At 63.0% G+C, this 13,956-nt stretch carries 13 protein-coding genes; 4 read left to right on the forward strand and 9 right to left on the reverse strand.

What is annotated here, in order from left to right:
* Positions 1–3: 3 nt before the first annotated feature.
* The 3 genes from ilvN to Q0799_RS09900 all read right to left on the reverse strand — a co-directional run bounded on the left by ilvN (position 4) and on the right by Q0799_RS09900 (position 2,746).
* Complete coding sequence (gene ilvN / locus Q0799_RS09890; RefSeq protein WP_028994991.1) at positions 4–315, reverse strand: acetolactate synthase small subunit; 312 nt, start codon at positions 313–315, stop codon at positions 4–6.
* Positions 312–2,000: an acetolactate synthase large subunit gene (ilvB, locus tag Q0799_RS09895; RefSeq protein ID WP_298397826.1), complete on the reverse strand. Its 1,689-nt coding sequence runs from the start codon at positions 1,998–2,000 to the stop codon at positions 312–314. The genes ilvN and ilvB overlap by 4 nt, the downstream gene beginning before the upstream one ends.
* Positions 2,001–2,299: 299 nt before the next feature.
* Positions 2,300–2,746, reverse strand: a complete 447-nt coding sequence (locus Q0799_RS09900) for a rhodanese-like domain-containing protein (RefSeq protein WP_298397831.1) — start codon at positions 2,744–2,746, stop codon at positions 2,300–2,302.
* A gap of 126 nt (positions 2,747–2,872) precedes the next feature.
* Here Q0799_RS09900 and Q0799_RS09905 point away from each other — a divergent pair, with 126 nt between their 5' ends.
* Both Q0799_RS09905 and Q0799_RS09910 read left to right on the forward strand, forming a co-directional pair.
* Entirely contained in the window at positions 2,873–3,199 is a 327-nt protein-coding gene (locus Q0799_RS09905; RefSeq protein WP_298397834.1) for a hypothetical protein, read from the forward strand.
* Positions 3,199–4,038 carry an HDOD domain-containing protein gene (locus tag Q0799_RS09910; protein ID WP_298397837.1) on the forward strand — a complete coding sequence of 280 codons (840 nt, stop codon included), beginning with the start codon at positions 3,199–3,201 and terminating at the stop codon, positions 4,036–4,038. Before Q0799_RS09905 ends, Q0799_RS09910 begins: the two co-directional genes overlap by 1 nt.
* Positions 4,039–4,245: 207 nt before the next feature.
* Here Q0799_RS09910 and Q0799_RS09915 read toward each other — a convergent pair whose 3' ends face one another.
* The gene (locus Q0799_RS09915; RefSeq protein ID WP_298397840.1) at positions 4,246–4,770 is read right to left on the reverse strand and encodes a DUF3617 family protein; all 525 of its coding nucleotides are present in this window, start codon (positions 4,768–4,770) and stop codon (positions 4,246–4,248) included.
* 90 nt (positions 4,771–4,860) lie between these two features.
* Between Q0799_RS09915 and Q0799_RS09920 the strand changes: the two genes are divergently transcribed.
* Positions 4,861–5,412: a YaeQ family protein gene (locus Q0799_RS09920; protein WP_298397843.1), complete on the forward strand. Its 552-nt coding sequence runs from the start codon at positions 4,861–4,863 to the stop codon at positions 5,410–5,412.
* 26 nt (positions 5,413–5,438) lie between these two features.
* Here the strand turns inward: Q0799_RS09920 and Q0799_RS09925 are convergent, their stop codons facing one another.
* The 4 genes from Q0799_RS09925 to Q0799_RS09940 all read right to left on the reverse strand — a co-directional run bounded on the left by Q0799_RS09925 (position 5,439) and on the right by Q0799_RS09940 (position 11,746).
* A complete protein-coding gene (locus tag Q0799_RS09925; protein ID WP_298397847.1) occupies positions 5,439–8,228 on the reverse strand; it encodes a cache domain-containing protein in 2,790 nt (929 codons plus the stop codon).
* A 66-nt stretch (positions 8,229–8,294) separates the two neighbouring features.
* Positions 8,295–9,008 (reverse strand): zf-TFIIB domain-containing protein, encoded by a 714-nt coding sequence (locus tag Q0799_RS09930; protein WP_298397850.1) that lies wholly within the window; start codon positions 9,006–9,008, stop codon positions 8,295–8,297.
* Complete coding sequence (locus Q0799_RS09935) at positions 9,005–10,906, reverse strand: U32 family peptidase (RefSeq protein WP_298397853.1); 1,902 nt, start codon at positions 10,904–10,906, stop codon at positions 9,005–9,007. The genes Q0799_RS09930 and Q0799_RS09935 overlap by 4 nt, the downstream gene beginning before the upstream one ends.
* A gap of 6 nt (positions 10,907–10,912) precedes the next feature.
* Positions 10,913–11,746 carry an SAM-dependent methyltransferase gene (locus Q0799_RS09940; RefSeq protein ID WP_298397856.1) on the reverse strand — a complete coding sequence of 278 codons (834 nt, stop codon included), beginning with the start codon at positions 11,744–11,746 and terminating at the stop codon, positions 10,913–10,915.
* 91 nt (positions 11,747–11,837) lie between these two features.
* On the opposite strand from Q0799_RS09940, the gene Q0799_RS09945 reads away from it, so the two are divergent.
* Entirely contained in the window at positions 11,838–12,116 is a 279-nt protein-coding gene (locus Q0799_RS09945) for a hypothetical protein (protein WP_298397858.1), read from the forward strand.
* A gap of 82 nt (positions 12,117–12,198) precedes the next feature.
* Here Q0799_RS09945 and ettA read toward each other — a convergent pair whose 3' ends face one another.
* Positions 12,199–13,863 carry an energy-dependent translational throttle protein EttA gene (gene ettA, locus Q0799_RS09950; protein WP_298397862.1) on the reverse strand — a complete coding sequence of 555 codons (1,665 nt, stop codon included), beginning with the start codon at positions 13,861–13,863 and terminating at the stop codon, positions 12,199–12,201.
* Positions 13,864–13,956: the final 93 nt, after the last annotated feature.

The raw sequence follows: 13,956 nt of genomic DNA on the forward strand, positions 1-13,956 counted from the left end.
CCGTCAGGCCTGGAAGAACGCTTCCAGGTCGGTGAACACGGCGTGGTCGGCATGATGCCGGCGCACCGCGCTGACGTCCTCCAGCTTTTCGACCTGCCGGATCATCTGCGGCAGCCGCTGGTCTTCGTTGACCAGCAGCCAGATCCGGCTCTGCCGGCCGTCGCCGACCGGCAGGCAGAGAATGCCTTCGACGTTGTAGGCGCGGCGCGAGAACAGGCCGACCACATGCGACATCACGCCGGGATGGTTGGCGACGTCGATTTCCAGCACGGCGCGGGACAGCGCCTGGTTTTCGTTACGGCTGACAGCGTTCATGCCTGGGCTCCGATCATGTCACGGTTGGCGGCGCCGGGGGGCACCATGGGATAGACCTTCTGTTCGGCGTCGATGCCGGCGTGGATCAGGCACGGGCCGGGGCGGGCGAAGGCATCGGCCAGTGCGGCGCAGGGATTCGCCGCCTGGTCGAGATCGACGGCGGCGATGCCAAGCGCCCGGGCGGCGGCGACGAAATCGGGCATGGCCTGGAATTCCGAAGCGAACAAGCGTTGCCCGTAGAACAGCGTCTGCTGCTGGTGCACCAGGCCGAGAACGGCGTTGTTCATCAGCACGATCTTGACGTTGGCGCGCTGCTCGGCGGCGGTGACCAGTTCCTGGATGTTCATCAGGATCGAGCCGTCGCCGGTGAAGCAGACCACGGTGCGTTCCGGCGCGGCGAGGGCGGCGCCGATGGCGGCCGGGACGCCGAAGCCCATCGTGCCCAGACCGCCGGAAGTCAGCCACTGGCGCGGCCGGCGCAGCGGGTAGGCTTGCGCGGCCCACATCTGGTGCTGGCCGACGTCGGTGGCAACGATGGCGTCATCGTCGAGGCAGGCGGCGACGGCGCGGATCAGGCCGAAGTGCGAGCGCGGGTCGTTGACGCCGGGTAGCGGTTGCGGATGTTCGGCCTTCAGCGCGTCGATCCGGGCATTCCATTCGCTGCGCGGATTTTCCGGCACCAGCGGCAGCAGGCGGGTCAGCGCCTCGGCGACATCGGCAACGATGCCGACGTGGGCGGTCTTGATCTTGTCGAGTTCCGCCGCATCGATGTCGATGTGGATGATCTTCGCCTGCGGGCAGAAAGCCGCGACCTTGCCGGTGGCGCGGTCGTCGAAGCGGGCGCCGACGGCGATCAGCAGGTCGCATTCGTCGAGCGCCAGGTTGGTGTAGGGGGCACCGTGCATGCCGAGCATGCCCAGCGACAGCGGGTGGTCGACCGGCATCGCGCCGAGCGCCATCAAGGTCATCACGGTCGGCAGCGTCGACTTTTCGGCAAGTTCAAGCGCAAGTCCGGAAGCACCGGCATGAATGACACCGCCACCGAGATAGAGCAGGGGGCGTTTGGCTGCGGCGATCAGCGAAGCGGCTTCGGCCAGGGCCATGCCGTCGGCGGCCGCGGGCAGGTTGCGACGACCGGGTTCAGGCCAGTTGGTGACCTCGATGGCGCGGCTCTGCACGTCCTTGGGGATGTCGATCAGCACCGGCCCAGGGCGGCCGGAAGCGGCGATGGCGAAGGCGCGTGGGATGACATCGAGCAGTTCCTCGGTCGAGGAGACCAGGAAATTGTGTTTGGTGATGGGGACCGACAGGCCGTAGGTATCGACTTCCTGGAAGGCGTCGGTGCCGATCATCGCCTTCGGCACCTGGCCGGTGATGGCGACCAGCGGGATCGAATCGAGCTTGGCGTCGGCAATCGCGGTCAGCAGGTTGGTCGCGCCGGGGCCGGAGGAGGCCATGCAGACGGCGACTTCGCCGGAGACACGAGCCATGCCCTGGGCGATGAAGCCGGCGCCCTGTTCGTGGCGGGCGAGGACGTGGCGGATCGCGGTCGACTGACCGAGGGCGTCGTAGATCGGCAGGATCGCGCCGCCGGGATAACCGGTGACCAGGCGCACGCCCTGGCGTTCGAGCAGGCGTACGGTGATCTGGGCACCGGTGAGGGTTTCGTTGGGGGTTTCGCTCATCTGAGGCTCCTGGGGTTCTGGCGGTTCCGGGAGGCTCAAACAAAAACCCCGCCGGTTGCGCCGGCGGGGTTTGGGGAAACTGTCTGCTGCTTCTGCTTACCCGATCCGCGACGGCGCGTGCGTAACGACGCCTACGCTAATGACGCGTACGACGACCAGCAGCGAGACTGCGCGGGCAGCAACGGAGCGGAAGGCGGTGTAAGCGTTCATCGGATCGGAGGATTGAAAGTTCAGCGAAAACGCACTATCGCCGAAGTTTCAGGAAAAAACAACAACGGGATGCGTAGGGTTATTGGCGATCAGCAGGTTTTCGCCGCGCGGCAGGCCGCAATCGACTGGTTTGCCTGAATGGCCGGCCCGCCCGCGCGCAGCCAGCCCATGATGCCGGCGCGCACGTTGTAGACCTTGGTGTAACCGGCCTGTTGCGACAGGAACTGGCTGACCGCCTTGGTCCGGTTGCCGGTGCGGCAGATGACGATGACCGGCTGGTCGGCTGCAGCAATCGGTTTGACTTTCTCCAGCCAGGCCCCGGGATTGGCCCGGCCGCGCTCGTCGAAGAAGGTCAGCAGGTGGCTGCCGGCAACGATCCCGGTCTGCTCCCATTCGGCCTGCAGGCGGATGTCGATGACCGGCACACCTTCCTGCAGCAGACGGGCGAGTTCCCGGTTGTCGATATCGACGACTTCGGCTCGGGCAAACAGGCAAAAGCAGGCTATGCTTGAAGCAATGAGGAAGCGGCGCATCATGGTCTGGTCGGTGATTAATCAGCGTCCGATTATATAGTGATCGATGCGCAATGATTTCCTTGACCTTGTTATTAATAAAACTCAAAATATGTCGTAAATAACAAACAGAATGCATTTGTGACAGTCATGAAACAGCGTCTGCGTTATCTCCCGTTGAACGAGCTTGCCGAGGGCATGGTGCTCGGTGCTTCGCTGACCATCGCCGAGCATGGTGTCACCAACTTTGCCTTGCCGGCCGGCCATGTGCTCACCGAGGACAATCTCTGCCAGATTGCCCGGCGCGGCGGGGAGTTTGCCTGCATTGCCGAGGAAGACCCACGCAGCGACGAAGACCGTGCGGCCGAACTCGCAGCCCATGCGGCGCAGCTGCAGCGCATCTTCGCCAATGCCGACATGGAACGGCCCGCGGTGGCCGGATTGCACGCAGCCGTCCTGGCCTACCGGAGCCTCTGATGCCACTGCATCTCAAGGAAAGCGAGATCATCGAACGGGCAGACCTGTTGCCGGCCTTTCCCACCGTCGTCAATGACATCCTGGAAACCCTGGACGACGAGAACGCGGCAATGGGCGCCCTGATCCAGCTGGTCGAGCGCGACCCGGTGATCACCGCGCGCGTCCTGTCGATTGCCAACGCGGCCGTCATGGCGGGCCGGACCCAGCGTGACCTGCGCGACATGCAGGTCGCCGTTTCGCTGATCGGCCTGTCGAAGCTCCGGGAAATCGTGCTCGCCGTCAGCCTGGCGAAATTCTCGCGCGAAAGCGGCATGGGCAGCCATTTCTGGGAGCACAGCATCGCCGTGGGCGTGGCCGCTCAGGAATTGTCGCGGATCGGTCACTGTTCCCGTGATTTCGCGCTGGTCTGCGGGCTGCTGCACGACATCGGCCAGTTGTGGATGGCGCGTTGCCATCCGCTGGAATTCCAGATGGTGCGGATGAGCATGGAGCAGGCGCCCGACCTCGACATCCTTGACGCCGAAATCTGGCACTTCGGCCTCGATCACTGCACCATCGGCCGTCTGCTGGGTACCGCCTGGCATCTGCCGGCACCGGTCATCGCCGCCATCCAGCATCACCACGATGCGCACCCGCCGGCCGACAAGCTGATCGCGGTGACGCATCTGGGCGAAGCGGTGGTCAATGCGTTGAACATCGACTCCCACAATCACGCCAGCGTGCGTCACGTATCGGCAACCGCCTGCGATGTGCTGGGCATCGACTGGAACGACGACTTCAATTTCCTGTTTGGCCGGATCGAAGCGCGCTCGCGCAATCTGGCCCGGATATTCGGCTGAGCGCCTGCCAGCGCAACCAGTGACCGCAGGCCGAACGCGCACGGCGCTCGGAGCCGTGCCAGCCGCCACCTTCGCACAGACCGGTCACCGTTTCCGACTCGACGCTTACCGTGTCCGGGCTGTCGCCCGTCTGGCGCGGACCGGTCCAGCGCTCACAACTCGCGCAGCGTTTGCGGTCGACCGCCTGGATCACCATGCTTTGCCGTTTCAGCGCGGCGGCTGCCGGCCTTTCATCATTTCCTGCATGTTGTACTTGCCCATCCCCGGCATGATCACGTCGCCGGCCTTCTGGCCCGGTTGGCAGGGGCCGAGCCAGCGGGCCTCCTGAACCATTTTCATTTCCTTCATTCCGTCCTGCGGTGGATTGAAGCGGGTGACCATGTCGCTGCGGTAACTGCGGTTGAAGTCGCCGGTGATCTCGGCATCGGTCGTCGCCGTTGTGCCGTCGTGCCGGCAGACCGAGTGGATTGTCATCTTGCCGGCGCCCGGCTTGATCTGCATGACCGGGCAATCCGGCTTGCCACCGGGGCCGGAAGCATCGTTCATCACATTGTCGCTGTTCTGGTCGATGCACATCTGCATCGGCCCCTGGCCGGGCATGCCGGGAGGCATTCCGGACATCTGCGTGCGGATTTCCCAAAGGCCCGACTTGCGCTTGGGCACGTCGGCGGCTGCGGCGGTCGAGGCAATGCAAGCGGCGAGCAGACTCAGGGCGATACGGGAGGTTTTCATGGCGGCGTCTCCGGTCGGGTAAGAGCACTCATCGTAGTCTGCTTTGGCAGCGTCGTCATGGGATAATCGCGCCTTTTTCCGGGGCTGGTCATGGCGCTCAAATCCACGGTCTTCAAGGCCGAATTGCAGGTATCCGATCTTGATCGCGGACATTTTGCCGAATACCCGCTGACGGTTGCCCGCCATCCCTCGGAGACCGACGACCGGATGATGGCCCGCATCCTCGCCTTCGCCATGTTCGCCGGGCCCGACCTCGCTTTCAGCAAGGGGCTGTCCAGCGACGACGATTGTGCCCTGCAGGAAGTCGACCCGTCCGGCGTGCTGCGGACCTGGATCGAACTCGGCCAGCCCGACGAAAGCCGTATCCGCAAAGGCTGCAACAAGGCTGACCGCGCCATCGTGCTGGCTTACGGCGCGCGTGCCGTCGATGTCTGGTGGCAGCAGACGGGGCCGCTGCTGAGCCGTTTTTCCAATCTCACGGTGCTGCGCCTGAGCGCCGAAGAAACCCAGGCCCTGGGCCGCTTGGCCGAACGGACGATGAAACTCTCCTGCACCATTCAGGAAGGCACGATCTGGCTGGCCAGCGGTGAGCAATCGATCCAGTTGTCACCTGAAACGCTGTTGAGTGCTCGCGCTGCCTGAGGCGCGTCGGTTTGGTCTTCCCCGAGTCAGGCTGAATCCCGGCCTGATTCAAGCCATTTCAACAAGGTCGTATAAAGCACGCCCGGTTTGGCCGGCTTGGCAATGAAGTCGTCCATGCCGGCATCCAGGCAGCGCTCCTTGTCCTCGGCAAAAGCATTTGCCGTCATGGCCAGGATGGGGATAGTCTGGTAGTCGGGCAATTGCCGGATTTGTCGTGTGGCTTCCAGTCCGTCCATTTCCGGCATCTGCATGTCCATCAGGATCGCGGCGTAGCGACCTGAGCGGGCCTTTTCCAGCGCCTGTCGGCCATTTTCCGCCACATCGACCTTGAGCCCGACATCCTCGAGCAGCATCTGGGCGATTTCCGCGTTGATCGGTTCGTCCTCAGCCAGCAGGATGGATTTCCCCGCATGGTCGTGCTGGATCGCCTGCTCGGCAGGGTCGATTCCGGTGGCGGCATGCTCGGCGGCTTCGCGGGTTTTCCTCAGGACGGTGGTGAACCAGAAAGTGCTGCCCTGGCCCGGCGTACTGCTGACGCCGGCACTGCCGCCGGTCAATTCGGCGATTTTCCGGGTGATCGCCAGTCCCAGGCCGGTACCGCCATACTGGCGCGTGGTCGAATTGTCGGCCTGTTCGAAAGCGTTGAACAGCCTGGGCAGGATTTCGGGGGCAATGCCGATACCCGTATCCTCGACTTCAAAACGCAGGGTGGCGGTGTCGTCGGTTTCGCTTTCCTGGGCCACGCGCAGGGTGATGTGTCCGGTGTCGGTGAACTTGATGGCGTTACCGGCGTAGTTGAGCAGCGCCTGCTGCAGCCGGGTGGGATCGCCGCTGAGGTGATGGGGGAAGACCGTGGTTTCGATGTTGAAGCGCAGTCCCTTATCCCGGGCCTTCTGGCCAAGGATCGAGACGACACTGCCGAGCAGGGCTTCAACATGAACGGGGGCATCTTCCAGGGCGAATTTTTCGGCCTCGATCTTGGACAGGTCGAGCACGTCGTTGATGATCCTGAGCAGGTGGCTGCCGGCGTTCTCGATCTTGTCGAGCTTGTCGGCCTGCTGGGTGGTCAGGCCACCACGCCGCAGGATGTGGGCCATGCCGGTGATGGCGTTCAGGGGCGTGCGGATTTCATGGCTCATGTTGGCCAGGAAGGTACTCTTTGCCCGATTGGCCGCCTCAGCCGCTTCCTTTGCCTGCGCCAGTTCGGCGGTACGGGAAGAAACCAGTTGTTCGAGGTGGTTGCGGTACTGCTGCAGTTCGATTTCAACCTGCTTGCGTTCGGTGATGTCGGTCGAAATCCCGCACAGCGCATAGATTTCACCTTGGGCATTGCGCAGCGGCAGCTTGATCGACAGGAAGGCGCTGGTGATGCGGCCGTCAACGGTGGTGTTGATTTCCTCTTCGGTGACCCGTTCGCCGCCTTCGATGACACGCCGGTCATTGCCCCTGAGGTTGGCAACGGTTTTCGGGTCGAAGAATTCGCTGTCGTCGTGCCCGAGTATTCCGTCCATCTCCCGGCCGAACAATTCGCGCACCAGACGGTTGGCGTAGGTGTAGCGGTAGTCCGGATCCTTGATGTAGATGTAGGCGGCGACGCTGTCGAGTATGGTGGCCAGACGTGCTTCGCTCTCGCGCAATGCGGCCTGCTGTTTCTGATTGTTCTGGTGGTAGGTATTGAAGAGTTCGCGCGTCCAGCGCGAGAACAGCCAGGAGGCGCCCAGGCCGAGGAGCAGGGCGGCCAGCGCGGCAAGAACGATGTTCAGCCCCTGCTGTGCCGATATCTCGTGAAACCGTGCCTGTTCGGCCGCCACTGCCGAACGTAGTTCGTCATCGAAAACCGTGGTGATGACAATCCAGTTCCAGGGAGCATAGCTCTGGATGTAAGCCGTTTTCGCAGCCAGTTTGCCGCTGCCTTCGCGTGGCCATTGGTAGCGGACGATGCCGCCGCCCTGTTGCGCAACCGCCTTGAACTTGTCCAGCACTTCGCCGGCGAGACCCGGCAGTGTCGTGCTGTCCTTGCCCTCCAGCGAAGGATCGGAGGGCGAGATCAGCGAGCGGCCATCGGCGTCGATCAACCCGGTGTAACCGGTTTCGCCGAAATGATGGGCACGCAGGCGCTGCATGGCGATTTGCTTCTGCTGTTCCTCCCATTCGTAGAGATAGTCACCGGTGCCGATCAGCCAGTCGTAAGGTTCGAAATAGCGCACATAGGCCAGTTTGTCCGCCATGACCTTGGGGTTGTCCGGTGTGTACCAGCGATAGCGAGAAAACCCTTCGCCGCGTGGTTTGCGCGCCGCCTCGATCAGGCCGCGCATGATGTAGTGGCCGGTATCGTCCTGGTTGTCGAGGTTGGTGATGCCTTCAAGCTGAGGAGCGGTTGGCAGGAGGATGAACTGGCCGTTCATGTCGTCGATGAAGAAATAACCGCGGCCGTTGTAGAAACGTACAGGGCGAAGTGCCTCGATGATCAGCTTCTTGACTTCAGCGGCTGGGCGGCGCAACGACTCACGTTGGTGAATGGCTTCGGCAATCTGTATCGCGTTATCGACCTGCAGCGTGATGCTTTCGCGCAGGACGGTTTCCGTCCTTTTACGGGTAACTTCGATCGCGGTGATGGCGTTGCGCATTTCCGCCTTCAGGCGGGCCTCGGTCTGTTCGTTGAGTGCCTGCTCAATGCGGGCAAGCGACAAATTCGCGTCATGGCGGTTCTGCCAGGAGTAGAAACCGGCGAGGGCAAAGGTCAGCAACAGCACGATCAGCAGCGTGCCGACGAGGTGTATCCTCGGGATGGTTTTCTGGTTTGCGACCAGTGGCAAAGTCTCTCTCCTGCGACACTTCGGTCGCTAACGCCTTGCAGATTCGCGCTGCTGCAGGCCGATTGTTCAACGACGCAAGACCCGCCACAGCATGTCGACGCCGGAGACGATCAGGTCGCCGATGTCCATCTGGTTGCGCTGCTGGCGCTGTTCCCGATCGTAGCGCGATTTTTCGCGTTCGGCGAGAATGATTGCGTCGCCGAGCATTTCGACGTCGCGGGTGGTGCGCCGGGTTTCGGCATGGTCGAAGCGGGACAGCGCCTTATCCACCGCGTCCGGGTCGAGGATGGCGATGGGCGCGCGGCAATGCCGGCAGGCGTGATCCTGGCGGATGTCGACCGGGGCGCCGCAACCGGTACAGCGCACGGTGCCGACCCTGCGCGCCAGTTCGTCGATCTCGCTGTCGCTCAACTGGCGGACGAAACCCTTTTCGATCATCAGCTGGGCGAAAGGTGTGAACCGTCCGTGCTTCTGCAGGCAGCGATGGTAGTTGAACTGGCCGCCGTGCCTGGAGCGGTCCAGACCGTGCAGCAGCCGCTCGTCGCAGCGCGGGCAGTGCAGCACGTCGCGCAGCGGCAGGCGCTGCCGGTCGCGGTGCTCGTGGATCAGGCGGAACAGCTCGATGACGCCGCCCGGGGTGATCTGCACGCTTTCGAATTCGTCGAACCAGATGCCGTGGCAGTGAAAGCACAGGTCGATGACGACTTCGCCGTGGTGCATGCGCTCGAAGCGCCGCTTCTCCATCGGCTGCCGGCACGAAGGGCAGGGCGTCGGTTTCATCCGCAACTGGCGGTCGGGCGGATGCTGCCGAGGTTGAGGGTGACGCCTTTCTTCATCTTGCCGATCACGTGCATTTCGCAGGCTTTGCAGTCGAACTTGAGGATCAGCTTTTCGTTGCCGTTGATCAGCGTCATCGGGTCCGGCTTCAAGTGCTTCACCTCCTTCGGACAGAGGTTGAAACTATAGCGCAGGCAGTGGCGGGTGATCATCAGCGAGACCATGCCCTTTTCGTTGCCGGCCTCGTAGGCCTCGTCGATCAGCCGTACGCCGTGCTTCTCGTAGAAGGCGCGGGCCTTGCTGTTGAACACGTTGCCGAGGTAGGTCAGCTCATCCTGCGGGTAGGGCACGGGGTCGGCTGCCGGTGCCGCGCGCGGTGGGCGCGGATGGCTGGCGATGCGCGCGGCTTCGAGTTTTTCCGCCGCTTCGCGGCGCAGTGCGTTGATCGCGCCGACCGGCAGGAACCAGGCCTGGCTCAGTTGCAGCTCGACCGCTTCGGCGACGAACATCGTGTTGCCGAACTTGCCGAGATTTTCCTTCAGCTTGGCCAGCGCGGCGTCCGGGTTCTGCGCCAGTTCGCGGCCGATCCGCTCGTCGCGGGGCAGGGTGACGGAAACGCTGACCTGGTCTTCGTCGCTCAGCGTCAGCACGAAAGCGTCGGCCTGCTCGGCGAAAACTGCCTTGACGCTGACGCGCCGGTCGGCCGAATCCTTTTCCAGCGCGCGCTCGAATTCCTGGTCGCGGTTGCGGAACAGGGTGGTGCCTTCGCTCAAGTCGGCCGGGATGTCCATCGGGAAGAGTTTCCTGCCCTCGACCCGGTTGATGCGCATCCCCTGCACGTCGCCGTGGGCGTCGTGGAAGCAGACGCCGTCGCCGTTGTGGAAGGTTTCGCCGGTATTGACTGTGAGCCAGCCGTCGCCGATCTCTTCCACCTCGCCAATCGGCTCGCCGACGAAGGCCGGCGAATCGAAGGCGCCGATGTCGTCCTGGCGGTCATTGGCAAAGTAGTCGGTGTAGCCGCGGTTGAAGGTCTTTTCCGGCTGCGGCGTGAAGGTGAAGGTCGAACGGCCGCTGGAAGCGCGCACGTAACGCGGGTCGGTCGCGATGATTTCGTCGAGCAGCGTGCGGTAATGCGCGGTGATGTTCTTGACGTAGGACAGGTCCTTCAAGCGGCCCTCGATCTTGAACGAGGAGACGCCGGCCTCGACCAGCGCGCGCAGGTTGTCGGACTGGTTGTTGTCCTTCATCGACAGCAGGTGCTGGTTCTCGGTGATCGTCTTGCCCTTGTCGTCGACCAGCGTATAGGGCAGCCGACAGGCCTGCGAACACTCGCCGCGATTGGCGCTGCGGCCGGTGTGGGCGTGGCTGATGAAGCATTGTCCGGAATAAGCGACACAGAGCGCGCCGTGGACAAAATACTCCAGCGCCAGCGTCGTCGCGTCGGCCACCTGGCGCACTTCGGCGATGCTCATTTCACGCGCCAGGACGATCTGCGAGAAGCCGGCATCTTCCAGGAACTTCGCCTTGGCCGGGTTGCGGATGTCGGTCTGGGTGCTCGCATGTAGTTGAATCGGCGGCAGATCCAGTTCAAGCAGGCCCATGTCCTGGATGATCAGGGCATCGACGCCGGCCTCGTACAACTGCCAGGCCAGTTGCCGGCTGTCTTCCAGTTCGCTGTCGTGCAGGATGGTGTTCAGCGCGACGAAGACCTTGGCCCGGAAACGGTGGGCGAATTCACACAGCTGTTGGATTTCGCCGACAGAGTTGCCGGCGCCGTAACGGGCGCCAAAAGCCGGTCCGCCGATGTATACGGCATCGGCGCCGTGCTTGATGGCTTCGATGCCGAAGTCGGCGTTCTTGGCCGGGGCCAGGAGTTCGAGGGGGTGCTGGATTCGCGTCATGGCGCCTTAGTAGGTGAAACGGGGGGCAAGTTCCTCGATATTGAACTCGCGCAGGATGGCTTCGGCACGCTCGCGCGCATTGCGGCGGGGCTTGCCGCGCTGGCTGGCGATGATCAGTTCGTTCTTCATCGAGTGTTCCCAGCCGACCAGTTCGGTGACGGTGACGTCGTAGCCGTGGGATTCCAGCAACAGACAACGCAGCACATTGGTCAGATGACTGCCCAGTTCGCGGGTGTGGATCGGGTGCCGCCACAGTTCGGCGAGCGGTGTCTGCGCCAGCGATTCGGCCTTGCGGGCGCGCATCGTCGCCGCCACTTCGGCCTGGCAGCAGGGCACCAGCACGATGTGTTTGGCCTGTCGCGTCAGCGCGAAACGGATCGCGTCGTCGGTCGCGGTGTTGCAGGCGTGCAGCGCGGTGACGACGTCGACGCGGGCCGGCAGCGCGTCCGAGGTCATCGATTCCTCGACCGTGCAGGCCAGGAACTGCATCCTCGGGAAATCCAGTCGCTGGGCAAGTTCCCTTGATTTATCAACGAGCTCCTGGCGCGTCTCGATGCCGATCACGGTGCCGCTGGCACGGCTCTTGATGTACAGATCGTAGAGGATGAAGCCGAGGTAGGACTTGCCGGCGCCGTGATCGACCAGGGTTTCCATGCCATCGAGCAGGGGCTCGATGAACTGGGCGAGATGGTAGACCTGCTTGAGCTTGCGGCGGCTGTCCTGGTTCAGTTTGCCGTCGCGCGTCAGGATGTGCAGTTCCTTGAGCAGCTCGATCGACTGCCCGGGACGGATCTCCGGAAGGGCGGCAGGGGTGGTGGGCGGATGAGGTTTCTTCGACATGGCACGATTATCGCATTCATCTGCACAAGACCCGAGTGTCAACCGGACACCGAATATGTCGTTATTGGTAACATCGTTTAGGAGACAACAAATGGGAAGTCTGAGCAACGAATCCTTCGAGCAATTCCTGGATTCCCTGAAGAAGGCCGGTATCGTGATTTCCAATGAAGCCGAGCTGCGCGAGCGCCTGGCCGAAGCGCAACGCTGGCGCTATGCTTTCCAGACGCTGGCCGCCAACGGCAAGAGCATCGGCATCAGCTTCGAGGACCATACCGCCGGCAGCAATGTCGCTGAAATCGAACGCGCCTTCAGCGAGTTCCAGTTCTCCGAGAAGAGCAAGGCGGTTTTCTCCGCCAGCCTCAAGCACTGAGTTTCGCTGTTCCGCGAAAAGCGGGGCAGGAAAAAGAAAGACGGGCGCCGAAATGGCGCCCGTTCTGTTTTGCGGATCGCGCTCAGCGCGTGATCGGCTTGTAGCGGATACGCTTGGGCTTGGCGCCTTCTTCGCCCAGACGGCGGCGCTTGTCCTCTTCGTATTCCTGGTAGTTACCCGGGAAGAAGGTCCATTGCGAATCGCCCTCAGCCGCCAGGATGTGCGTGCAGATGCGGTCGAGGAACCAGCGGTCGTGGGAGATGACCATGGCGCAGCCCGGAAATTCGAGCAGGGCATCTTCCAGCGCGCGCAGGGTTTCGACATCGAGGTCGTTGGACGGTTCGTCGAGCAGCAGCACGTTGCCGCCGGACATCAGCGTCTTGGCCAGATGCAGGCGGCCGCGTTCGCCGCCGGACAGGTTGCCGACCAGCTTGCCCTGGTCGCCGCCCTTGAAGTTGAAGCGGCCGATGTAGGCGCGGCTGGGCATCTCGAACTTGCCGATCTGCAGGATGTCGCTGCCTTGAGCCAGTTCGTCGAACACCGTCTTCGAACCGTCGAGGCAGTCACGCGACTGGTCGACGTAGGCGAGCTTGACCGTCTGGCCGATCTTCACTTCGCCCGAATCCGGCTTCTGCTGGCCGGTGATCATCTTGAACAGCGTCGATTTACCGGCGCCGTTCGGGCCGATGATGCCGACGATGGCGCCGGGCGGGATGGTGAAGCTGACGTTGTCCATCAGCAGTTTGTCGCCGAAGCACTTGCTGACGTTGTTGAATTCGATGACCTGGTCGCCCAGGCGCTCGCCGACCGGAATGAAGATTTCCTGGGTCTCGTTGCGCTTCTGGTATTCGTGCGAGGACATTTCCTCGAAGCGGGCCAGACGGGCCTTGGACTTGGCCTGGCGCGCCTTCGGGTTGCTGCGCACCCATTCCAGTTCCTGCTTCATCGCCTTCATGTGGGCGTCGACCTGCTTGTTTTCGGTTTCCAGGCGGGCTTCCTTCTGCTCCAGCCAGGACGAGTAATTGCCCTTCCACGGAATGCCGTGGCCCCGGTCCAGTTCGAGAATCCACTCGGCAGCGTTGTCGAGGAAGTAGCGGTCGTGGGTGACGGCCACCACGGTGCCCGGGAAGCGCACCAGGAACTGCTCCAGCCATTCGACCGATTCGGCGTCGAGGTGGTTGGTCGGTTCGTCGAGCAGCAGCATGTCGGGCTTCGAGAGCAGCAGCTTGGCCAGGGCCACACGGCGCTTCTCGCCGCCGGACAGGACGCCGATCTTGGCGTCCCAGGGCGGCAGACGCAGCGCGTCGGCGGCGATTTCCATCTGGTGTTCGGTATCCGAGCCGGCGGTGGCGATGATCGCTTCCAGGCGGGCCTGTTCTTCGGCCAGTTTGTCGAAGTCGGCTTCCGGGTCGGCGTAGGCGGCATAGACCTCGTCGAGCTTGGCCTGCGCCTGCATGACTTCGCCGAGCGCCGATTCGACTTCCTCGCGCACGGTCTTGTCGGCGTCGAGTTGCGGTTCCTGCGGCAGGTAGCCAATCGACACGCCGGCCAGGTGCTGGACCTCGCCGTCGTATTCCTTGTCCACGCCGGCCATGATCTTGAGCACGGTCGATTTGCCCGCGCCGTTCAGGCCGAGCAAGCCGATCTTGGCGCCGGGGAAGAAGGACAGGGAAATGTCCTTGATGATCTGCCGCTTGGGCGGGACGATCTTGCTGACGCGCAGCATCGACATTACGTATTGAGCCATGGTGGTGCCTTGTGACAATGACGAAACGTCAGAGTGTACGAGGGTGTTCCGAAAATGACCAGTCCTTGTCGGCGAGGAGGGGACAAATTGCTG

This window comes from uncultured Azonexus sp. (assembly GCF_937982035.1).
GTDB lineage: Bacteria > Pseudomonadota > Gammaproteobacteria > Burkholderiales > Rhodocyclaceae > Azonexus.

Bases quoted from the DNA above. Each gene is read 5' to 3' on its own strand.
- ilvN (WP_028994991.1), bottom strand. From the start codon at position 315: ATGAACGCTGTCAGCCGTAACGAAAACCAGGCGCTGTCCCGCGCCGTG.
- ilvB (WP_298397826.1), bottom strand. From the start codon at position 2,000: ATGAGCGAAACCCCCAACGAAACCCTCACCGGTGCCCAGATCACCGTA.
- Q0799_RS09900 (WP_298397831.1), bottom strand. From the start codon at position 2,746: ATGATGCGCCGCTTCCTCATTGCTTCAAGCATAGCCTGCTTTTGCCTG.
- Q0799_RS09905 (WP_298397834.1), top strand. From the start codon at position 2,873: ATGAAACAGCGTCTGCGTTATCTCCCGTTGAACGAGCTTGCCGAGGGC.
- Q0799_RS09910 (WP_298397837.1), top strand. From the start codon at position 3,199: ATGCCACTGCATCTCAAGGAAAGCGAGATCATCGAACGGGCAGACCTG.
- Q0799_RS09915 (WP_298397840.1), bottom strand. From the start codon at position 4,770: ATGAAAACCTCCCGTATCGCCCTGAGTCTGCTCGCCGCTTGCATTGCC.
- Q0799_RS09920 (WP_298397843.1), top strand. From the start codon at position 4,861: ATGGCGCTCAAATCCACGGTCTTCAAGGCCGAATTGCAGGTATCCGAT.
- Q0799_RS09930 (WP_298397850.1), bottom strand. From the start codon at position 9,008: ATGAAACCGACGCCCTGCCCTTCGTGCCGGCAGCCGATGGAGAAGCGG.
- Q0799_RS09935 (WP_298397853.1), bottom strand. From the start codon at position 10,906: ATGACGCGAATCCAGCACCCCCTCGAACTCCTGGCCCCGGCCAAGAAC.
- Q0799_RS09940 (WP_298397856.1), bottom strand. From the start codon at position 11,746: ATGTCGAAGAAACCTCATCCGCCCACCACCCCTGCCGCCCTTCCGGAG.
- Q0799_RS09945 (WP_298397858.1), top strand. From the start codon at position 11,838: ATGGGAAGTCTGAGCAACGAATCCTTCGAGCAATTCCTGGATTCCCTG.
- ettA (WP_298397862.1), bottom strand. From the start codon at position 13,863: ATGGCTCAATACGTAATGTCGATGCTGCGCGTCAGCAAGATCGTCCCG.